The organism is Methylobacterium sp. HJ2 (genome assembly GCF_056431005.1).
The window spans coordinates 728,602-748,322 of sequence record NZ_JBWJYM010000001.1 but is presented as its reverse complement, the minus strand read 5'-3'; the positions used below and the strand labels follow the sequence as shown (position 1 = coordinate 748,322).

The 19,721-nt window shown below is 70.6% G+C and carries 18 protein-coding genes; 2 read left to right on the top strand and 16 right to left on the bottom strand.

All coding sequences use genetic code 11. From position 1 onward, the window contains the following. The first annotated feature begins 34 nt into the window (after nucleotides 1–34). Nucleotides 35–2,176, top strand: coding sequence for a protein-disulfide reductase DsbD family protein (locus tag ACS5RC_RS03480; RefSeq protein ID WP_478342410.1), 2,142 nt, complete (start codon nucleotides 35–37; stop codon nucleotides 2,174–2,176). Nucleotides 2,177–2,209: 33 nt separating this feature from the next. Here the strand turns inward: ACS5RC_RS03480 and phoB are convergent, their stop codons facing one another. The 6 genes from phoB to pstS form a co-directional block, all read right to left on the bottom strand. Next, nucleotides 2,210–2,911 (bottom strand): phosphate regulon transcriptional regulator PhoB, encoded by a 702-nt coding sequence (phoB, locus tag ACS5RC_RS03475; protein WP_478342409.1) that lies wholly within the window; start codon nucleotides 2,909–2,911, stop codon nucleotides 2,210–2,212. A gap of 51 nt (nucleotides 2,912–2,962) precedes the next feature. Further along, nucleotides 2,963–3,679, bottom strand: coding sequence for a phosphate signaling complex protein PhoU (gene phoU / locus ACS5RC_RS03470; RefSeq protein ID WP_478342408.1), 717 nt, complete (start codon nucleotides 3,677–3,679; stop codon nucleotides 2,963–2,965). Between the two features lie 41 nt (nucleotides 3,680–3,720). Continuing rightward, nucleotides 3,721–4,518 carry a phosphate ABC transporter ATP-binding protein PstB gene (pstB, locus tag ACS5RC_RS03465; RefSeq protein ID WP_478342659.1) on the bottom strand — a complete coding sequence of 266 codons (798 nt, stop codon included), beginning with the start codon at nucleotides 4,516–4,518 and terminating at the stop codon, nucleotides 3,721–3,723. Nucleotides 4,519–4,561: 43 nt separating this feature from the next. Continuing rightward, nucleotides 4,562–5,455: a phosphate ABC transporter permease PstA gene (gene pstA, locus ACS5RC_RS03460; RefSeq protein WP_478342407.1), complete on the bottom strand. Its 894-nt coding sequence runs from the start codon at nucleotides 5,453–5,455 to the stop codon at nucleotides 4,562–4,564. Nucleotides 5,456–5,555: 100 nt separating this feature from the next. Next, entirely contained in the window at nucleotides 5,556–6,530 is a 975-nt protein-coding gene (pstC, locus tag ACS5RC_RS03455) for a phosphate ABC transporter permease subunit PstC (protein ID WP_478342406.1), read from the bottom strand. A gap of 141 nt (nucleotides 6,531–6,671) precedes the next feature. Continuing rightward, entirely contained in the window at nucleotides 6,672–7,712 is a 1,041-nt protein-coding gene (pstS, locus tag ACS5RC_RS03450) for a phosphate ABC transporter substrate-binding protein PstS (protein WP_478342405.1), read from the bottom strand. 310 nt (nucleotides 7,713–8,022) lie between these two features. Here pstS and ACS5RC_RS03445 point away from each other — a divergent pair, with 310 nt between their 5' ends. After that, on the top strand, nucleotides 8,023–8,253 hold the full coding sequence (locus tag ACS5RC_RS03445) for a hypothetical protein (RefSeq protein WP_478342404.1): 231 nt from the start codon (nucleotides 8,023–8,025) through the stop codon (nucleotides 8,251–8,253). Nucleotides 8,254–8,257: 4 nt separating this feature from the next. Here the strand turns inward: ACS5RC_RS03445 and ACS5RC_RS03440 are convergent, their stop codons facing one another. The 10 genes from ACS5RC_RS03440 to ACS5RC_RS03395 form a co-directional block, all read right to left on the bottom strand. Continuing rightward, the gene (locus tag ACS5RC_RS03440) at nucleotides 8,258–8,494 is read right to left on the bottom strand and encodes a hypothetical protein (protein ID WP_478342403.1); all 237 of its coding nucleotides are present in this window, start codon (nucleotides 8,492–8,494) and stop codon (nucleotides 8,258–8,260) included. A 143-nt stretch (nucleotides 8,495–8,637) separates the two neighbouring features. Further along, nucleotides 8,638–10,311, bottom strand: a complete 1,674-nt coding sequence (gene recN / locus ACS5RC_RS03435; RefSeq protein ID WP_478342402.1) for a DNA repair protein RecN — start codon at nucleotides 10,309–10,311, stop codon at nucleotides 8,638–8,640. A gap of 181 nt (nucleotides 10,312–10,492) precedes the next feature. Further along, nucleotides 10,493–11,371: an outer membrane protein assembly factor BamD gene (locus tag ACS5RC_RS03430; protein WP_478342401.1), complete on the bottom strand. Its 879-nt coding sequence runs from the start codon at nucleotides 11,369–11,371 to the stop codon at nucleotides 10,493–10,495. 330 nt (nucleotides 11,372–11,701) lie between these two features. Beyond that, nucleotides 11,702–12,643: a UDP-3-O-acyl-N-acetylglucosamine deacetylase gene (gene lpxC, locus ACS5RC_RS03425; RefSeq protein WP_478342400.1), complete on the bottom strand. Its 942-nt coding sequence runs from the start codon at nucleotides 12,641–12,643 to the stop codon at nucleotides 11,702–11,704. Between the two features lie 520 nt (nucleotides 12,644–13,163). Then, nucleotides 13,164–14,906 (bottom strand): cell division protein FtsZ, encoded by a 1,743-nt coding sequence (gene ftsZ, locus ACS5RC_RS03420; RefSeq protein WP_478342399.1) that lies wholly within the window; start codon nucleotides 14,904–14,906, stop codon nucleotides 13,164–13,166. Nucleotides 14,907–15,003: 97 nt separating this feature from the next. Further along, entirely contained in the window at nucleotides 15,004–16,326 is a 1,323-nt protein-coding gene (ftsA, locus tag ACS5RC_RS03415; protein WP_478342398.1) for a cell division protein FtsA, read from the bottom strand. Between the two features lie 59 nt (nucleotides 16,327–16,385). Beyond that, nucleotides 16,386–17,327: a cell division protein FtsQ/DivIB gene (locus tag ACS5RC_RS03410; protein ID WP_478342397.1), complete on the bottom strand. Its 942-nt coding sequence runs from the start codon at nucleotides 17,325–17,327 to the stop codon at nucleotides 16,386–16,388. Continuing rightward, on the bottom strand, nucleotides 17,294–18,217 hold the full coding sequence (locus ACS5RC_RS03405) for a D-alanine--D-alanine ligase (protein WP_478342396.1): 924 nt from the start codon (nucleotides 18,215–18,217) through the stop codon (nucleotides 17,294–17,296). Before ACS5RC_RS03405 ends, ACS5RC_RS03410 begins: the two co-directional genes overlap by 34 nt. Before the next feature lie 32 nt (nucleotides 18,218–18,249). Beyond that, complete coding sequence (gene murB / locus ACS5RC_RS03400; protein WP_478342395.1) at nucleotides 18,250–19,182, bottom strand: UDP-N-acetylmuramate dehydrogenase; 933 nt, start codon at nucleotides 19,180–19,182, stop codon at nucleotides 18,250–18,252. Then, entirely contained in the window at nucleotides 19,179–19,718 is a 540-nt protein-coding gene (locus ACS5RC_RS03395; RefSeq protein WP_478342394.1) for an endonuclease domain-containing protein, read from the bottom strand. The genes murB and ACS5RC_RS03395 overlap by 4 nt, the downstream gene beginning before the upstream one ends. Nucleotides 19,719–19,721 lie beyond the last annotated feature (3 nt).

Genomic DNA, 19,721 nt, shown 5'->3' with positions numbered 1-19,721 from the left:
ATCGCCGCCCCGTGCTGTGCTATGGGAGGACGCGATGCTACGCCTCCTGGTACTCCTCCTCTGCCTCGGCCTCGGGCCTGTCGCCGCCCAGGGTCTGAAGGCACCTGCCGACCTCGTGCGGGCGAGCCTCCTCGCGGAGCCGACAGGCGTCCAGGCGGGCACACCCTTCACCGTCGCGATCCGCATGGCGATGCGGCCGGGCTGGCACGTTTATTGGCGCAACCCCGGTGATTCCGGCCTGCCGCCCGAGGTGACCTGGACGCTGCCCGCCGGTTTCTCCGCGGCCCGGCTGCAATGGCCGGCACCACAGCGCATTTCTGTCGCCCAGCTGATGAATTTCGGCTACGCGGACGAGGTGATCCTGCTGGCGCGGATCACCCCGCCCCCGAGCCTCGACCCGGCGGACCCGGTCCGGCTTGCCGCCAAGCTCACCTACCTGGTCTGTGAGACGGAGTGCGTTCCGGGCTCGGCCGAACTCGCCGTGACGCTGCCGGTGACGAAGGCGGCGGCGCTGGCCGCGGAGGCGCAGGCCTTGTTCGCCCGGGCGCGAGCGGCGATGCCGATCACCTCGCCCTGGCCGGCCCGCCTGTCGAGCGAGGGCGAGCATCTGGTGCTGAACCTCGATGCCGTAGGGCTGAAAGGCGACGCGATCCGCGAGGCCGCTTTCTTCCCCTATTCCGAGACGGCGATCGACAATGCGGCCGAGCAGACCCTGCGGATCGACGCCGGCGGACTGCACCTGACCCTGACCCGCGCGACGCCGAGCGAGCCCGTGCCGACCAGCCTGCCGGGCGTGCTGACGCTCACGGAGGATCTCGGCTCGGGCCCGGTGCGGCAGGCCTTCGCCATCGGCGACGAGGCGCCTCCGCCGCCCGCCGGGCAGATGCCGGCCACGGCGGCGGTGCCGGCGCCCGCCGAAACGCCGACGCTGCTGGGCGCGGCGGCGTTGGCGCTTCTCGGCGGCCTGATCCTCAACCTGATGCCCTGCGTGTTCCCGGTCCTGTCAATCAAGGTCCTGGGGCTCGTGCAGCACTCCGGAGAGAGTGAACAGCGCGTCCGCCTGCATGGCCTTGCCTACACCGCCGGGGTGCTCGCGAGCTTCATTGGCCTCGCCGGGCTGCTGATCGTCCTGAAGAGCGGCGGCGCCGGGCTCGGCTGGGGCTTCCAGCTGCAATCGCCCGTGGTGGTGGCGATGCTCGCCTACCTGCTCCTGCTGATGGGCCTCAGCCTGTCGGGCGCCGTGCATCTCGGCGGTCGGGTCGTCGGACTCGGCGACGGGCTCGCCCGGCGGGCCGGACTGGAGGGCTCGTTCTTTACCGGCGTGCTCGCCACGATCGTAGCGACGCCCTGCACGGCGCCGTTCATGGGCACGGCGGTCGGCTTCGCGCTCACGCAGTCCGCCGCGGCTGCGCTGGTCATCTTCGCCTGCCTCGGGCTCGGGCTCGCCTTGCCCTTTCTGGCGCTGACCCTGTGGCCGGGGGCTGTGCGCGTTCTGCCGCGCCCGGGCGCCTGGATGGAGGCTCTGAAGCAGGTGCTGGCCTTCCCGGTCTACGCCACGGTGGCGTGGCTTGTCTGGGTGCTCGCTCAGCAGATCGGGCCGGAGGGACTGTTCGCGGCACTGATCGGGCTCGTGCTCGTGGGCTTCGCCGCCTGGGCCTGGGAGCGCGGTCGCGAGGCGGAGGGCCTCGCCGGCCGCGCGACCCGCGCCCTCGCGATCCTGGCGGTGACCGCGGTGGCCGCCCTCGCCCTGACGCTCGACCGCGACCGTTTGCCCCCCGGCGCTGAGGCGCACGCCGACGGTGTCGAGGCCTTCACCCAGGCCCGCCTCGACGGGCTTCTCGCTGCTGGCAGGCCGGTCTTCGTCAATATGACGGCGGCTTGGTGCATCACCTGTCAGGTCAACGAGCGCACCTCGCTCTCGACCGAAGCGGTGCGGGCGGCGATGCGCGCGCGCGGGATCGCCGTCCTGAAAGGCGACTGGACCAACCAGAACCCCGAGATCACCCGCCTGCTAGAGCGCCACGGCCGCAGCGGCGTGCCGCTCTACCTGCTTTACACGGGCGTGGCGGCGCCTGAGGTGCTGCCGCAGATCCTCACCGAGGGCACGGTGCTGGCGGCACTGGCGAGCGTCCGGCCGGCCGGCGCCACGGTGCTTGGCGCGGCGGAGCCGCGCTGACGCGATCCGAGCTGTAACCGCAGCGGCTCTCCCTCAAGCCTCGAGCGAGAAGGTCTCGTCGAAGGCGTAGCCGGACCCCCGCACGGTGCGGATCGGATCAGGTTGGCGCGGCCGGTTCAGTGCCTTGCGCAGGCGACCGACATGCACGTCGACCGTCCGCTCATCGATGTAGACATCGTGACCCCAGACCCCGTCGAGCAATTGCTCGCGCGAGAACACGCGGCCCGGGCTCTGCATCAAGAACTCCAGCAGCTTGAATTCGGTAGGTCCGAGATGGATCTCATGGCCGCTGCGGCGGATGCGGTGGCTGACCCGGTCGAGTTCGATGTCGCCGGCCGCCAGCAGATCGGCGACGTGAGCGGGCTTTGAGCGGCGCAACAGCGCCCGCACGCGGGCGAGAAGCTCCGGCACCGAGAACGGCTTGACGATGTAGTCGTCGGCGCCGGTGCCGAGGCCGCGTATCCGGTCGCCCTCCTCGCCGCGCGCCGTCAGCATGATTACCGGCAAGCGCTCGGTCTCGCGCCGCGCCCGGATCCGGCGGCAGATCTCGATCCCAGAGAGGCCCGGCAGCATCCAGTCGAGCAGGACGAGATCAGGTGCCTGCTCGGAGAGGCGCAACTCCGCCTCATCGCCACGGGCGGCGGATTCCACCTCGAAGCCCTCGGCCTCCAGATTGTAGCGCAGCAGGGTGGTGAGCGCCTCTTCGTCCTCAACGATCAGGATACGGGTACGCATGTGCTCAATCCGTGCGGTTCGGAGCCGGGAGACGTCCTCGTCCCGGCCGCGTCAGGCCTCACCCGGGCTGACGGTGGCGTAGTTGGAAGCGTCGTTCTTGGGTCGGTCGCCAGTCGGCGTTTCGCCGGTCGCTAAGTACTGGATCGTCTCGGCGATATTGGTGGTGTGGTCGCCGATGCGCTCGACGTTCTTGGCGCAGAACAGCAGGTGCGTGCAGAACGAGATGTTGCGCGGATCTTCCATCATGTACGTCAGGAGCTCGCGGAACAGCGAGTTGTAGAGCGCGTCGATCGCGCCGTCGCGCTCCCAGACATCCAGCGCGGCCTTGACGTCGCGACTCGCGTAGGCGTCGAGCACGTCCTTGAGCTGCGCCTCGGCGAGATCACTCATGTGCTGGACGCCGATGACGATCTTCTGGCCGACAGATTGGTCGCTGATCGCCACCACGCGCTTGGCCACGTTCTTGGCGAGGTCGCCGATCCGCTCGAGATCACCCGATACGCGGATGGCCGAGATCGTCTCGCGCAGGTCGATCGCCAGCGGCTGGCGGCGGGCGATCAACAGGACCGAACGCTCTTCGATGTCGCGCTGGAGCGCGTCGAGACGCTTGTCCGCCACGATCACGGCCTGAGCGAGACTGGAATCGCGGCGCACAAGGGCGTCGGAGGCTTCAGCGACCATCTTCTCGGCGACGCCTCCCATTTCTGAGATCGCGCGGCGCAGATCCTCCAAGTCGGTGTCGTAGGAGCTGACGATGTGACCGGGCATGGTTCGATCCTCGGGCGGCAGATGGGGTGCAGGCAGGACGATCAGCCGAAGCGGCCGGTGATGTAATCCTGGGTCTGCCGCTTCTCGGGGTTCATGAAGATCCGGTTCGTCGGCCCGAACTCGACTAGCTCGCCCAGATACATGAACGCCGTGAACTGCGAGATACGCGCGGCCTGCTGCATGTTGTGCGTGACGATGACGATGGTGAATTCGTTGCGCAGCTGCTCGATCAACTCCTCGATGCGGCCAGTCGAGATCGGGTCGAGGGCCGAAGTCGGCTCGTCGAACAGGATCACCTCCGGGCGCTGAGCCACCGTGCGGGCGATGCAGAGGCGCTGCTGCTGGCCGCCCGAGAGCCCCATGCCGGATTGCTTGAGCTTGTCCTTCACCTCGTCCCAGAGCGCCGCCTTGCGCAGCGAAGCCTCGACGCGGGCATCGAGTTCGGATTTCGGCAGCTTTTCGTAGAGACGCATGCCAAAGGCGACGTTGTCGTAGATCGACATCGGGAAGGGCGTCGGCTTCTGGAACACCATGCCGATGCGCGAGCGCAGGTCGTTCAGGTCGATCTTCGCGTCCAGGATGTTCTCGCCGTCGAGCAGGATCTGCCCTTCCGCGCGCTGTTCCGGATAGAGACTGTAGATCCGGTTGAACGTGCGCAGCAAGGTGGACTTGCCGCAGCCCGACGGGCCGATCAAGGCCGTGACCTGCCGGTCGTGGAAATTGAGATTGACGTTCTTCAGGCCGTGGAACTGCCCATAGTAGAAGTTGAGGTCCTTGACTGCGATGCGGATTGGCGCCGCGCTATCCGCGCGCGGGCGCTGGTCAGCCTCTGCGGCCATCGAAGCGGCGAAGCTCATGCTCGGAATCCTTCGGAAGGGCGGCTCAGCGAGCGCGCTGCGGCTTGATGAAGACGCGGGCGACGATCGACAGCGCCAGGATGGTGACGGTGATCAGGAGCGCCCCGGCCCAGGCGAGCTGCTGCCAATTCGGATAGGGCGAGAGGGCGAACTGGTAGATCATCACCGGCAGGTTCGCGACGCCGCCCATTAGGTTGGCGTTGAACCAGCTGTTGTTGTTCAGCGCGGTGAACAGCAGTGGCGCTGTCTCGCCGGCGATTCGGGCGAGCGCCAGGATGATGCCGGTGACGATGCCGGCCGAGGCCGCGCGCCACGACACGCTCATGATCACGGTCGAGGCGGGCGCGCCGAGCGCCGCCCCGGCCTCGCGCAGCGTCCCGGGGACGAGCCGCAGCATGTCCTCCGTGGTGCGCACGATGACCGGCGTCGCGATGATGGCGAGCGCCACGCCCCCGGCCCAGCCTGAATAGGTGCCCATCGGGCGCACCATCAGGGTATAGACGAACAGCCCGATCAGGATCGAGGGCGCCGACAGTAGGATGTCGTTGAGGAAGCGGATGACGTCCGCGATCTTCGAGGTGCGGCCGTACTCGGCGAGAAAGGTGCCGGCCATGACGCCGATCGGCGTCGCGATGACGATCCCGAGGCCTGTCAGAATCAGGCTGCCCAGAATCGCATTCGCGATGCCGCCACCCTCGCTACCGGGCCCGGGGGTCGGCTGCGTCAGCAGCGTCGGCGAGAGCCCGCGCAGGCCCTCGACGATCAGCATCAGGAGGATCGAGCCGAGCACTACGGCGCCGAGCACCGTGGCGGCAAGGCAGGCCCCACGCAGGATCCGATCGGCATTGCGACGCGAGGCGCGCACGCGGCTTGGCAGCGGCGCTTGCGCGGTCGCGGCGAGGGGATTGGTGGCGTCCATCTTAGCCTCCAGCGCGGCATCCAGCGGAACTCGGGGTTTCCGCGACAGCTGCACGCGTCACAGCGAATTCGAGTCGGCCCAGCGGCGTCGCCGGAGTCGGTCAGGCGACCTTGACGCGGCGCGTCAGAAGGCGGGCGACGATCAGCACGACGAACGTGATCACGAACAGGATGCAGCCGAGCGCCATCAGGGCGTTGAGTTGCATGCCGTCGGCCTCGTTGAACTCATTGGCGATGCGCGACGCGATGGTCGAGCCCGGATCGAAGACCGAGGCCGAGAGCCTGTTGGCGTTACCGATCACGAAGGTCACTGCCATTGTCTCGCCGAGCGCCCGGCCGAGGCCGAGCATGATCGCGCCGACGATGGAGACCGAGGCCTGCGGCACCAAGACGTGGCGCACCACCTCCCAAGTCGTGCAGCCGATGCCGTAGGCACTCTCGCGCAGGATAGTCGGGATCTGATCCAGCATGTCGCGCGCGATCGAGGCTACGAAGGGCACGATCATGATCGCCAGGATGATGCCGGCGGTGAGGATGCCGACGCCGGAGGGGACCCGGGCGTAGAGCAGCGTTCCGACGAGGGGCAGGCCCTCCACGAGGTTAGAGACAGGAACTTGCACGAACCGCGCGAAGAGCGGCGCGAAGACGAACAGCCCCCACATCCCGTAGATGATGCTCGGCACGGCGGCGAGCAGCTCGATCGTCATGCTCACCGGCCGCCGGGCCCAGCCGGGGCAGAGCTGCGTCAGGTAGATCGCGATGCCGAGCGAGATCGGCACGCCGATGACCAGGGCGAGCAGCGCCGAGGCCAGGGTGCCGATCACGGCGACGAGGGCGCCGTACTGCTCCGTGCCGATATTCCAGGCGCTGGATGTGAGGAATCCGAAGCCGAACTCCCGGAAGGCCGGATAGCCGCCGTAGAGGATCGAGCCGAGGATGCCCGTGAGCATGAGCAGCACGAGGAGGGCGGAGCTGTAGGCGGCGCCCTTGAAAAGGGCGTCGAAGCCCTTGCTCGGGCCGCGCCGCGTCGCCGGGCGCGTCTCGGCCAGCGCGATCTGGTCAGTCAAGGCGGTCATCCGCGTGTCTCTTCACCGATCTGGCGTTTAGCGCGCGGGCGGGCCCGGCGCGAGGGCGGACGTCGGGGCATCGCCTCGCCGCGGAGATGCCGTCGGGGCGGCGCCGCGCCGCCCCGCTCCCGGTTCAGCGGGCGCGCCGGCTCACATGCCGAGGACGGGCTTGCCGTCCTTGTCCTTCACGGCCTTCCACTCGTCCTGGATCAGGCCGACGACCGTGTCGGGCAGCGGGACGTAGTCGAGCTCGGAGGCCATCTTGTCCCCGTTCTTGTAGGCCCAGTCGAAGAACTTCAGCACCGCCGCGGCCTTGGCCGGATCGGCGGCCTCCTTGTGGACGAGGATGAAGGTCGCCGCCGTGATCGGCCACGCCGCGTCGCCCGCCTGGTTCGTCAGCGAGATGCCGAAGCCGGGCGCGGCCTTCCAGTCGGCGCTGGCGGCGGCGGCCTGGAACGCCTTGTCGTCGGGCTGCGGGAACTTGCCGGCCTTGTTCTGGATCAGGGTGTGGCTCAGCTTGTTCTGCTTGGCGTAGGCCGACTCGACGTAGCCGATGGCGTTCGGCACCTGCTTGACGGTGGCGGTGACGCCCTCGTTGCCCTTGCCGCCCTGCCCGGCCGGCCAGGAGATCGTCGTCGCCGCGCCGAACTCCTTCTTCCAGGCCTCGGAGACCTGCGACAGGTAGGTGGTGAAGATGTTGGTCGTGCCGGAGGCGTCGGAGCGGTAGACCGGGGTGATCGTCCCGTCGGGAAGCTTCAGACCCTGGTTGAGCGCGGCGATCTTCGGGTCGGACCACTTGGTGATCTTGCCCGCGTAGATGTCCGCCACGAGCTCGCCGGTGAGCTTCAGCGTGCCGGGCTCCACGCCCGGGATGTTCACCACGGTGACGACGCCGCCCATCACGGTCGGGAACTGGACGAGGCCGTCCTTCTCAAGGGCGGGTCCCTTGAGGGGCGCGTCGGTGGCGCCGAAATCGACGGTCTTGGCCTGGATCTGCTTGATGCCGCCGCCGGAGCCGATCGACTGGTAGTTGAGGCCGTTGCCGGTCTCCTTGCGGTAGGCCTCGGCCCATTTCGAGTAGACCGGGAAGGGGAAGGTCGCGCCGGCGCCGGTGATGTCGGCCGCGCGGGCGGGCAGGACGAGCTGGGCCGTGGCGAGGCCAAGGGCGAGCGCGTAGGTGAAGGGTCTCACGTGGATCTCCGTTGCCGCCAGGATATTGGACCGCGCCCGGGCCGCCTCGGCGGCCGGGGTCCAGTCGCGATGGAGCAGGCATGCCGGCCGCCTGTGCGGATAGGCTCCGGCGCTTGCGGCGGTATGACACGGAGATGACAGGCGGATGACAGAGTGCGGCCGCGGGTGGGGACGGCCCGGCGCGGACGCAGATGGTCACCGCATGGCACGGGATCGGGGGCTCGTGCGTTCCTCCCTCGATGAGGCCGGCCCTGGAAGCCCGTTGCAGCCGCGCCCGTTCGAGACAGGCGAATCAGTGTCCGACCACCCGGTGAGCGAGACCGAACCCGAGGATGCGGCCTTCCTGGCCCTTCACGCAGAGCGCGAGGCGCTGGAACGCGCGCTGGCCCTCGCCCAGGCGCGGCAGCGCTTCAGTCAGGAGCCCGGCGCGGCCGACCGGGCCCAGGCCGACGAGGCCGGGCTGCTGGCCGATCTCGACCGCGTGATGACGATGATCCGTGCCGCCGAGTACAAGCGCCGGCCCGGCGCACGGCGCTGGTAGCCCGTCAGCTCGCCAGGGCGGCGCGGCGGGCGCGCAGGTCGCGCTCCTTGCTCCGCAGGCGGAGGATCAGCTCGATCTGCGAATCCGGGATCGGCTCGCGATCGACGCTGTCCTCGTAATGGGAGCGCAGGGTCAGGCCGAGGTGCTGCGTGTCGATGCCGGGCAGCGCGTCGATCGCGACAGCCTCGCAATCCGTCGATCCGCACGCATCGCGTTCCGAGATCATGGCGGCCTCGCTCATCGTCTCCCCTCCCGCACGACAAGTCCCGAAGATTCCTCCGGGCGGCATCGTCCATCGACCATCTGCCAGCCTATGGTAAACGAGAGGTTAAGATTACGGCTTCGGTAACCTTGAGGTTTCCTTAATTTGCCGGATCGCGCCGGTCAGCCGCCCGCGGCCTGGAGCAGGCTGGCGGCGGCGGCGCGGGCCTCGTCGGTGACGCTGGCGCCGGCCAGCATGCGGGCGATCTCCTCGCGGCGTGCCGGCTCGGGCAGGGAGGCGACGCGGGTCGAGACCCGGTCGCTGCCCTTCACCGGCGCCTTGCTGATCAGGAAATGCGTCTGCGCGCGCGCGGCCACCTGCGGCGCGTGGGTGACGCAGATCACCTGCACGGTGGTCGAGAGCCGGGACAGCCGCGCGCCGATGGCGTCGGCCACCGCGCCGCCGACGCCGGTATCGATCTCGTCGAAGATCAGCGTCGGGGCCGAGCCCTTGTCGGCCAGCACGACCTTGAGGGCGAGCATGAAGCGCGACAGCTCGCCGCCCGAGGCCACCTTCATCATCGGGCCCGGCCGGGTGCCCGGATTGGTCTGCGCCCAGAACTCCACCCGCTCGGTCCCGGCGGGATCGCGCGATTCCGGATCGCTCGTGATCTCGGTGATGAAGCGGGCCCGCTCGAGCTTCAGCGGCGGAAGCTCGGCCTTCACCGCGGCGTCGAGCTGCTTGGCCGCGCGGCGGCGCCCGGCCGCGAGCTTCTCGGCGGCCGCGCGATAGCGCGCCTCCGCTTCCGTGAGCGCCTGTTCGAGCCCGGCCATCGCCTCCTCGCCGGCATCGATCGCGCCCACGTCGGCGACGTAGCGCTCCCGCAGGACCGCGAGCGCGTCGGCCGGCACGTCGTATTTGCGGGCGGCGGCGCGGAGGGCGAAGAGGCGCTCCTCCACCCGTTCGAGCTCGCGCGGATCGAACTCCGTCTCGGCGATCGCGGCCTCGAGGACCGCGCGGGCCTCGTCGAGGGCGGTGAGCGCGGCGTCCAGCGCCGCGACGCAGGGCTCGACCAGGGCGGGGAGCTGGCCGGCGCGGCGCTCCAGCTTGCGGATGGCCGAGGACAGGTGCGGCGCGCCCGAATGCGGGCCGCCGACGGCGTCGAGCGCCTCGTTCAACTCCCGCGCGACCTTCTCGCTCTGCTGCATCACGGTGCGGCGCTCGGCGAGGCTCGCCTCCTCGCCGGGCTTCGGTTCGAGATCGGCGAGTTCCTCCACCGCGTGGCGCAGGAAGTCGCCCTCCTTGCGCGCGGCCTCGACCCGCGCCCGATGGGTCTCGAGGGTGGTGCGGGCCCCGCGCACCCGGCGCGACGCCTCGCCGACCGCGGCGAGCGGCCCCTGCAAGCCCCCGAAGGCGTCGAGGATCGCCCGGTGCGTCGCGGCATCGGCCAGGGCGCGATCGTCGTGCTGGCCGTGGATCTCCACGAGCGCCGCGCCGATCGCCCGCAGGACCTGGACGCCCACCGCCTGATCGTTGACGAAGGCGCGGGTGCGCCCGTCGGCCATCTGGGTGCGGCGCAGGATGAGTTCGCCCTCGGTGTCGATCTCGGACTCGGCGGCGATGCGCCGGGCCGGATGGTCGAGGGGCGCATCGAACACGGCCGTGACGCTGCCCTGGGCCTCGCCGTGGCGCACGAGGCGGCCGTCGCCGCGGCCGCCGAGCGCCAGCGCGAACGCGTCGAGCAGGATCGACTTGCCCGCGCCCGTCTCGCCGGTCAGGACGCTCAGTCCGTCGCGGAAGTTGAGCTCGAGCCTGTCGATCAGAACGATGTCACGGATCGCAAGCTGCACGAGCATGCCGCGTTCAGACTCTCCTCGGATCGGATCGCGGTGATGTAGACGGAAGCCGCGCCGAGTTCACCCGGAAAATGCATCGCCGCGTCAATGCGGCGGCGGCCGGCGTCAAACGCGAACGGGCGCCGCGGGTTGCGGCGCCCGTCCGGGCGTCTCAGGTCGTCCCGGCGCGCCGGGGCCGGGCTCACTCCGCCGAGGCGGTGCGGCCCATCACCGAGCTGTAGATCTTGCTGAGGAAAGAGCCCTTCTCCTCGCGCGGCTGGAGGCCGCCGGTCGCGAGGAGCGCGTGGGCGTCCTTGTACCAGGGGCTGTCCGGGAAGTTGTGGCCGAGCACGGCCGCCGAGTTCTGCGCCTCGCCGGTGATGCCGAGGGCCATGTAGGCCTCGGTCAGGCGCATGAGCGCCTCCTCGGCATGACGGGTGGTCTGGTACTTGGCGACCACGTCGCGGAAGCGGTTGATCGCGGCCGGGAAGTTGCGCCGCTCGAGATAGTAGCGCCCGACTTCCATCTCCTTGCCGGCGAGCTGGTCGCGGGTGATCTGGATCTTGGCCTTGGCGTCGGCGGTGTACTCGGAGGTCGGATACTTCTGGACGAGCTCCTGCAGCGCGGCGAGCGCCTTCTCGGAGCGGTCCTGGTCGCGGGTGACGTCGGGGATCTGCTTGTAGTTCGACATCGCCATCAGGTACTGCGCGTAGGCCGCATCCTTGCTGGCGGGATGGCGCTGCAGGTAGCGCTTCGAGGCGCTGATCGCGTCGTCGTACTTCTGGCCCTGATAGTTCGTGAAGGCGGTCATCAGCAGCGCCTTCCGGGACCATTCCGAGTAGGCATACTGCTTGTCGAGCGCGTCGAACTTCTTGACCGCGCCCTCGTAGTCGCTGTCCTCGAGCTTGGCCAAGCCCTCGGAGTAGAGCTTGTCGGCCGGAACGTCCGGAACGACCTCGGGCTTGTACTTCTCGGCGAACAGGCCCGTCGGGTCGAAGTCGCAGCCCCCCAGACCGAGGCCGAGGACGGTCACGAGCACGGCCGTCGCCGTCCTGCCGCGGTTCCGATTGGTGAGGCGCATCAGCGAATCTTTCCCCGCACAGGCGCGGCCCTTGTCCAAACGCTGGGCCGTCCGCCGTCCCGCATCCTGTCCGTAGCGCCCGTTCGTCCGAAGCCGCTCGCGGAGCGGGTGTCCGGGTCGGGACCGTCACGGATGATTCACCGTGACGGGCGATTCGGGCGCGAAAGCGGCAGGCGCGCCGTCTCCGCATTCGCCCGAAGGCTGTGTCTTGGCTGCAACGTCCCCCGGGCGCGGCCCGTCAGCCGGGCCGCCGCACGCAAGCCGGACCGGCGCCCGGGAGGTGGCTCCCGGCGCCGCGTTCCGTGCAGGAGGACGGGAGAGCGACTGCGCTCAGATCTCGCCCGCGAAGGCGGCGATGCCGAGCCCGAAATCGGCCAGCGCCGTCTCGCGGCGGGTGCCCTGGGCCTCGATGATCGCGTAGTTGGCGCGATCGGCGAACAGGGCGCCGAGGATGCCGACATTCATGCGGTGGCCGCCGCAATAGGAGCGGTAGGCGCCCTGGATCGGCAGGCCCGCCAGGGCGAGGTCGCCGACGGCGTCGAGGATCTTGTGGCGCACGAACTCGTCGGGAAAGCGCAGGCCCTCGGGATTGACCACGGCGGTGTCGCCGACCGCGACGGTGTTCTCGAGGGAGGCGCCGAGGGCGAAGCCCGCCTTCCAGTAGCGCTCGACGTCCTTCATCATCCCGAAGGTGCGGGCGCCCGCGATCTCGCGGCGATAGCTGGCGGGGCTCATGTCCATCGCCTTGCGGCTCCGGCCGATCACCGCGTTGTCGAAGCTGATCTCGACGTCGAGGCGGAAGCCGCGGTCGATGGGGCGCAGCTCGGCGAAGGAGGAACCGGCCTCGACGCGGACGTGGCGGAGGACCTTGATCCAGCGGCGGGAGGCGCCGCAGCCGGTGATCCCGACCTGATCGATCGCCTTGACGAAGGGAAGCGCGCTTCCGTCGAGGATCGGCATCTCGGGGCCGTCGATCTCGACGAGGACGTTGTCGATGCCCAGGCCGAACAGGGCGGACATCAGGTGCTCGATGGTGGCGACGGCGCCGGTCTCGACGTCGCCGATCACGGTGCAGAGCTCGGTGGCGGATACGCAGGCGTGGTGCGCCTTGATGATCCGGTCGTTGCCGGTCTGGAGGCCGGTTCGGAAGAAGGCGATGCCGTGGTTCGCCGGGGCGGGTTTCAGGGTGATCTCGGCCGGGTTGCCGGAATGGACGCCGATGCCGCTCAGCGTCACCGGGCCCTTGAGGGTCGTTTGTTGATTCGTTCGCATTCCTCAGCCCTCGGCCGTGACCCGACACCGATGCCCCGCCGATGCGTGGCTCCGGGACCGTTCGATCCGTCCGTCGCTTGATGCCCCTGCGCGTGCTGGCAGCCCGAAAGCCGCCGCCCGTTCGTCATTCCGTGAGGTTTTATAGCGGTGCGACATGGGTCGGCCAAATCACGGATTCTTACGCTCTGTTACAGACACGCTTGCCGCGCATCGGCGAAAAACGTCGTCCCGGCAACAGGTTAAGATATGGTTAACGCGGGCTGAACACCCGACCTGAGGTGTGTCCCCTATGCACCAGCGCTCGGCTTGGGAACTTTTTCTGTTGCACTGCAAAAGCCCGCCATGCCTTGCGGCGGGCGAGCAACGCAGGTGCACAGGCCCTCGCGGAAGGCCCGGATCCACGCCGAGCCACGCCCGATCGCGGGCGATCGGGCGTGGCTCGGGCGCGGGTTCATGGGACCGCCCGGCCGGGCCCCGGCTCCCCGCAAAGGGGCCGAGGCGCGCGGCCGGGCGCCCGCCGTCAGTTGGCCTGGCGGCGCAGGAAGGCGGGGATCTCCAGATGGTCGTCGTCCATCATCCGGGGCTGCGGCGCGGCGCGGCCCTGGGCGTCGAGCTGGCCCTGCGGGGCGCGATAGACCGGGGCCTGCGGCGGGGCGCTGCGGGGCGCGGCCGGGATCGGCGCGTGGACGGGGGCGTGCACGGGCGCCTGCGGCTGGGGCTGCATCGCCGCCCGCGGCTGCTGGACCGGCGCCTCGGCCTCGTCGCGCCGCCCGCCGAAGCCGACGGTGGCGAGACGGCGCAGCAGCGAGGTCCGCTTGGCGTCGGCGGGCTCGGCCGCCGGCTCGCCGCGGTTGGCCATGATCTGGTTCTGGGCGATCGGCGGCAGCTCGTGGATCTGCGGCATGCGCGGGGCGCGGGCGAGCGGCGCGGCGGCGGGCGCGGCCGGGCGCGGCGGCACGAACGGGCCGGCATGGAGCTGCGGCTCGGCCTGGGGCTGCGGCGCGGGCGCCTGCGGCACGAAGGCCGCGGCGGCGCGGGGCTGGGCCTGGGTCAGCACGACGTCGTCGCGCATCACCGGGGCCGGGTCCATCCGGTGCTCCAGGTGCGGCTCCGGGGCGGGCTGCGGCGCGGGCGCCGGGGCCTGGGCGACGGGCGCGGGCGCCTCGGTCCGCATCGACGGGGCGACCTGCGCGGCGGCGCGGGTGCGGGCCTCGGAGCGCAGGCGCTCGGCGACCTCGGCGATGCGCTGCTCGGTCTCGGCGATCTCCTTGTTGTTCGGCGAGTTCGCGGCGATCAGGGCCGGCTCGATGCCGGTGGCGACCACCGAGACCCGGATGATGCCGTCGAGGCTCTCGTCGAAGGTGGCGCCCAGGATGATGTTGGCGTCCTGATCGACCTCCTCGCGGATGCGGGTGGCGGCCTCGTCGAGCTCGTACAGGGTGAGGTCCGAGCCGCCGGTGATCGAGATCAGCAGGCCGCGAGCGCCCTTCATCGAGACGTCGTCGAGGAGCGGGTTGGCGATGGCCGCCTCCGCCGCGCGGTTGGCGCGCTTCTCGCCCGAGGCCTCGCCGGTGCCCATCATCGCCTTGCCCATGCCGCGCATGATCGCCCGGACGTCGGCGAAGTCGAGGTTGATCAGGCCTTCCTTGACCATCAGGTCGGTGATGCAGGCGACGCCCGAGTAGAGCACCTGGTCGGCCATCGCGAAGGCGTCGGCGAAGGTGGTCTTCTCGTTGGCGACCCGGAACAGGTTCTGGTTCGGGATCACGATCAGGGTGTCGACGGCGGCCTGAAGCTCCTGGATGCCGGCCTCGGCCGTGCGCATCCGGCGCATGCCCTCGAACTGGAACGGCTTCGTCACGACGCCGACCGTCAGGATGCCCATGTCGCGCGCCGCGCGGGCGATGACGGGTGCCGCGCCGGTGCCGGTGCCGCCGCCCATGCCGGCGGTGATGAAGCACATGTGGGCGCCCGAGAGCTGGTCGCGGATCTCGTCGATCACCTCGTCGGCGGCGGCCGAGCCGACCTCCGGGTGCGAGCCGGCGCCGAGGCCCTGCGTCACGCCGAGGCCCATCTGGATCACGCGCTCGGCCTTCGAGGAGGTCAGCGCCTGGGCGTCGGTGTTGGCGACCACGAACTCGCAGCCGAGGAGGCCGGACTCGATCATGTTGTTGACGGCGTTGCCGCCGGCGCCGCCGACACCGAACACGGTGATGCGGGGCTTGAGTTCGCGGATGTCGGGCGCCTGGAGGGAAATGGCCATGGTGTCGAGCCTCTCGTGACCTCGGTGTGGATGTTCGGCGCCGCGGCGCCGGATGCTCTCGATGGGCCCGCTCGAAGGTCGAGCGCGCCGGAAGACCTCAGAAGCTGTCGCGGATCCAGCGGCCGACCCGGGACAGGTAGCCGTCGGTGCCCGTGCCCGCGAAGGCGCTGTGCCCCCGCGGCTCGAAATGCTCGGCATGGGCGACCTGCGGGTAGACGAGCAGGCCGACCGAGGCCGAGAAGGCCGGTCCCTTGGCGGCTTCCGGCAGGCCGCGGATGCCCAGCGGCCGGCCGATCCGGACCTGACCCTGCATCACCCGGCGGGCGACCTCCGGCATGCCGACGAGCTGGCTGGCGCCGCCGGTGAGCACGACGCGGCGCCCGGCCTGGGCGGCGAAGCCCGCCGCGCGCAGCCGGTCGCGGACGAGCTCCACCACCTCCTCGACGCGCGGCTTGATGATGCGCACGAGCTGCGAGCGCGGCACGTGGGTGGGCGCCTCGCCCTCGTCCTCGCCGACGCCGTGGACGGCGATCATGTCGCGCTCGTCGGACGGCGTGGCGATGGCCGAGCCGTAGAGGGTCTTCAGCCGCTCGGCCGCGGCGACGCGGGTCGAGAGCCCGCGGGCGATATCCATGGTGACGTGGTGGCCGCCCACCGCGATGGCGTCCACGTGGACGAGGTGGCCGCCCTGGAACACGCCGACGCTGGTGGTGCCGCCGCCCATGTCGACGACGCAGACGCCCATCTCGGCCTCGTCGTCGACGAGCGCCGACAGGCCGGCGGCGTAGGGCGTGGCGATCACCGCCTCGACGCCGAGATGGCAATGCTCGACGGCGAGCATCACGTTGCGGGCGGCGGCGGCCTCCGCGGTGACGACGTGGAGATCGACGCCGAGCGCCTCGCCGATCATCCCCGAGGGGTCGATCACCGCGCCCTGGCCGTCCAAGGCGTAGCCGGTGGGCAGGGCGTGCAGCACGGCGCGACCGGGGCTGACGCCGTGGGCGCTCGCCGTCTCCAGGACGCGCTCGACGTCCTGGCCGGTGACGGTGCCGGTGCGGACCCCGACGCGGGCCTGGAAATGCTGGGAGGCGAGGCGCCCGCCCGACATGTTGACGATGACGGACTGGACCTCGACCTTGGCCATGCGCTCGGCGGCGTGGACCGCCTGACGGATGGCGCCCTCGGCGGCCTCGAGATCGACGATGGCGCCGCCCTTGAGCCCGAGGGAGCGCTGGTGGCCGATGCCGATGATGCGGGCGAGATGGGTGCGGCCCCTGAGCGTCGCCATCGCCTCGGCGGGCTGCAGCTCGGCCACGAGGCAGACCACCTTGCTCGTTCCGATGTCGAGCACCGACAGGATGGCGGAGCGGCGCGCGGAGAGCGGCTTCAGACGCGGCGTGAGGCCGTGATGGCTGTGCATCGAACGCTACCGGGCGACAGGAACGGGACGTGGCGGGCGGCTGGACGTCTGCGGACGGCTCATGTGGCCGCCCCCTTCTTGGTCTTCTTCTGCGCGTCCGCGCGCGCCGCGGCGGCTTCCTCGGTCAGGCGCACCACCACGCGGTCGGGCATGCGCAGGTCGACCGCGATGATGTCCTTCTCGAGAAGGCGGTTGTCGCGCTCCAGCGCCACGAGGCGGGCGAGGGCCGCGGCGGCATCGGCCTCGGGCAGGCGGATGTCGACGCCGTCGAGCTTCAGCGTCCAGCGCCGGCCCGAGACGTAGGTGCCGGCCTTAATCCGCTCGGCGAGCGGGCCGGCGCCGGCGATGAGCTGGAGATACTCGCCGAGCTTGGCGTTGGCGCCGTCGCCCACCACCAGCGGCAGGCTGGCGTAGCGGTCGTCCCGCATGGTGTCGATCACGGTGCCGTCGGCCGCGATGACGCTGACCTCGCCGTTCTTCTGCCAGAGGGCGGCGGGCTCGCGCTCGACCTGGTTGATGACGATCTCGTTGGGATAGATCTTGCGCACCGAGACCGAGGCGATCAGCGGCACGCGCAGCAGGCGCTCGCGCACCTCCGCCACGTCGAGGAAGGGCACGGAGGAGCGCCAGTCGATGCCGGCGGCGGCCAGCACCTCGCGCTCGTACATCCGGGAGATGCCCGAGATCGTCACCCGCTCGACGCCGAAGCCCGCGATCCGCGCCGCGATGTCGATGGGGCGGCCGTTCTCGGCGACGAAGCCGTCGTAGCGCCCGCTCGCCACGAAGCCGGCGACGGACAGGGCCGCGAAGGCCCCAGCGAGGCCGAGGGACCCGCCCCCGCGCGGCAGGCGGCGGTCGAGGGGAACCCGCGGGCGCAGGTGCCGGAAGGGCGAGCGCCCCAGAAGGCGGGGCAGCCGCTCCGTGAAGGCGTGGGCCAGCCGCCCGGCGATGCCGGGTGCGGCGGGGCTCAGCGGCCCAGAGAAGCGTCCTCCACCATCCATCGGACGAGCTCACCGAATCCGTAGCCCGCATGGGCCGCCATCTCCGGCACAAGGCTCGTCTGGGTCATCCCGGGTTGCGTGTTGACCTCGAGTACGACGAGGGCACCGGTTCCGCCCGGTGTGTCGTCGTAGCGAAGGTCAGCACGGCTGACGCCCCGGCAGCCCAGTGCTTGATGCGCCGTTAACGCCAACTCTTGGACACGCTGGTAAACATTTGGTTTAAGCTCCGCCGGGAGGACATGGATCGACCCCCCTTCGGCGTACTTCGCCTCGAAGTCGTACCACTCCCCCGATGCGGGCTTGATCTCGATGACCCCGAGGGCCTCGTCACCCATCACCGCGCAGGTGAGCTCGCGGCCCGCAACGTAAGTCTCCGCAAGGACTTCCTCGCCGTAGACCCACTCGTCGGAGGCCAGGATCTGGGGCGGGTGCGAGCGCCCGTCGCGCACGATGATGACGCCGACGGAGGAGCCTTCGGCCACCGGCTTCACCACGTAGGGAGGCGGCAAAGGGTGTGACTTCGCCGCCACGTGACGGTTAACGACGCGGCCCTCCGGCACGGCGACGCCGGCCGCCCGCATGACCACTTTGGCACGCTCCTTGTGCATGGCGAGCGCCGAGGCCAGCACGCCGGAATGGGTGTAGGGGATCCTCAGGATCTCCAGGAGCCCCTGGATCGTGCCGTCCTCGCCCGCCGGCCCGTGCAGGGCGTTGAAGGCGACGTCCGGGCGGAGCTCGGCCAGGACCTGCGCCACGTCGGCGCCGACATCGACCCGGGTGACGCGGTAGCCGACGCCCTCGAGCGCGGCGGCGCAGGCGGCGCCGGAGCTGAGCGAGACGACCCGCTCGCTGGAGGTGCCGCCCATGAGGACGGCGACGTGCTTGGACATCGGGGACTCCCGCGGATCGTCGGTTCGTGTGCTCATGCGGGATCGGCCGGCGACGGCCGGCCGATCCGCCGGATCTCCCAGTGCAGCTCGATCCCGGAGGTCTCGCGCACGCGGCGGCGGACCTCCTCGCCGAGGCCCTCGATGTCCGCGGCGGTGGCGCCGTCGCGGTTGATCAGGAAGTTGCAGTGCATCGGCGAGACCTGGGCCCCGCCGCGGGTCAGGCCGCGGCAGCCGGCGGCGTCGACGAGCTGCCAGGCCTTGCCGCCCTCGGGGTTCTTGAAGGTCGAGCCGCCCGTGCGCTCGCGGATCGGCTGGGCCGCCTCGCGGGCCGCCGTCACGCGCTCCATCTCGGCCTCGATCGCCGCGCGCTCGCCGGGCCGGCCACGGAACAGGGCGCTCGTGAAGATCACGTCCTCCGGCGCCGCGCTGTGGCGATAGGAGAAGCCCATCTCGGCATGGGTGAAGGTCCGGACGTCGCCGCGCCGGTCGATGCCGCGGGCCTCGACCAGCACGTCGGTGGTCTCTCCGCCATGCGCGCCCGCGTTCATCCGCAGCGCCCCGCCGATCGAGCCCGGGATGCCGCGGAAGAAGGCGAGCCCGTCGAGCCCCGACTCGGCCGCGGCCTTGGCGAGGCGCATGTCGGGCACCGCGGTGCCGGCCCGCAGGGTGTTGCCGTCGACCGCGATGCCCCCGAAAGCCTTGCCGCCGAGGCGGATCACCACGCCCGGCACGCCGCCGTCCCGCACGATCAGGTTCGAGCCGAGGCCGATCACCGTGACGGGCACCGCCGGATCGAGCGCGGAGAGGAGGAGCGCGAGATCCTCCTCGTCGGCGGGCGTGAACAGCACCTCGGCCGGCCCGCCGACGCGGAACCAGGTCAGGTCGGCGAGCGGCTGGTTCGCGAGCAGGCGCCCGCGGAGCTGGGGCGCGGCGGCGCGAATGGAATCGTGGAGGGCGTGGGTCATGCGGGGTTCTCCCCTCTCCCCGCCTGCGGGGAGAGGGCTTTGCCGACCTCGTCGTCGGCAAAGCGAGGCGGCAGCCGAGGGTGAGGGGGCGTTTCCGGATGAGACTCCCCCGGAAACGCCCCCTCACCGCCGCCCTGCGGGCTTGCCGCGCCGACGACGCGGTCGTCGCGGCCCTCTCCCCGCAAGCGGGGAGAGGACGGGAGCGCGGCGAGAACGGTTCCGAGAACGGCGTCGAGGCGTTCGGTCACGTCCGAGTTCCAGAACCTGAGCACTTGATATCCCTGGATGGCCAGAGATGCGTCGCGCCGGCGATCGTGCGCGCTGTCCGCGTGCTGGCTTCCGTCGAGTTCGATCACGAGGCGTGCCTCGCGGCAGCAGAAATCCGCGACGTAGCGGCCGATCGATTCCTGGCGCACGAACTTGAAGCCGCCGAGCCTGCGGTCACGCAGATGATTCCAGAGCCGGCGCTCACAGTCGGTCTGCTCCGCGCGCAGGGTCCGGCGGAAGCGCGTGCGTTCCGGCTTTCCTGCCCGCATGGC

What these genes read in the sequence shown, in the direction of transcription:
- ACS5RC_RS03440 (WP_478342403.1), bottom strand. Translation starts at nt 8,494, where the DNA reads ATGAGCGAGGCCGCCATGATCTCGGAACGCGATGCGTGCGGATCGACG.
- phoB (WP_478342409.1), bottom strand. Translation starts at nt 2,911, where the DNA reads ATGCGTACCCGTATCCTGATCGTTGAGGACGAAGAGGCGCTCACCACC.
- ftsA (WP_478342398.1), bottom strand. Translation starts at nt 16,326, where the DNA reads ATGCACAGCCATCACGGCCTCACGCCGCGTCTGAAGCCGCTCTCCGCG.
- ACS5RC_RS03395 (WP_478342394.1), bottom strand. Translation starts at nt 19,718, where the DNA reads ATGCGGGCAGGAAAGCCGGAACGCACGCGCTTCCGCCGGACCCTGCGC.
- pstC (WP_478342406.1), bottom strand. Translation starts at nt 6,530, where the DNA reads ATGACCGCCTTGACTGACCAGATCGCGCTGGCCGAGACGCGCCCGGCG.
- recN (WP_478342402.1), bottom strand. Translation starts at nt 10,311, where the DNA reads ATGCTCGTGCAGCTTGCGATCCGTGACATCGTTCTGATCGACAGGCTC.
- phoU (WP_478342408.1), bottom strand. Translation starts at nt 3,679, where the DNA reads ATGCCCGGTCACATCGTCAGCTCCTACGACACCGACTTGGAGGATCTG.
- pstA (WP_478342407.1), bottom strand. Translation starts at nt 5,455, where the DNA reads ATGGACGCCACCAATCCCCTCGCCGCGACCGCGCAAGCGCCGCTGCCA.
- ACS5RC_RS03405 (WP_478342396.1), bottom strand. Translation starts at nt 18,217, where the DNA reads ATGTCCAAGCACGTCGCCGTCCTCATGGGCGGCACCTCCAGCGAGCGG.
- ACS5RC_RS03430 (WP_478342401.1), bottom strand. Translation starts at nt 11,371, where the DNA reads ATGCGCCTCACCAATCGGAACCGCGGCAGGACGGCGACGGCCGTGCTC.
- ACS5RC_RS03480 (WP_478342410.1), top strand. Translation starts at nt 35, where the DNA reads ATGCTACGCCTCCTGGTACTCCTCCTCTGCCTCGGCCTCGGGCCTGTC.
- ftsZ (WP_478342399.1), bottom strand. Translation starts at nt 14,906, where the DNA reads ATGGCCATTTCCCTCCAGGCGCCCGACATCCGCGAACTCAAGCCCCGC.
- murB (WP_478342395.1), bottom strand. Translation starts at nt 19,182, where the DNA reads ATGACCCACGCCCTCCACGATTCCATTCGCGCCGCCGCGCCCCAGCTC.
- ACS5RC_RS03410 (WP_478342397.1), bottom strand. Translation starts at nt 17,327, where the DNA reads ATGGATGGTGGAGGACGCTTCTCTGGGCCGCTGAGCCCCGCCGCACCC.
- lpxC (WP_478342400.1), bottom strand. Translation starts at nt 12,643, where the DNA reads ATGCGAACGAATCAACAAACGACCCTCAAGGGCCCGGTGACGCTGAGC.
- pstB (WP_478342659.1), bottom strand. Translation starts at nt 4,518, where the DNA reads ATGGCCGCAGAGGCTGACCAGCGCCCGCGCGCGGATAGCGCGGCGCCA.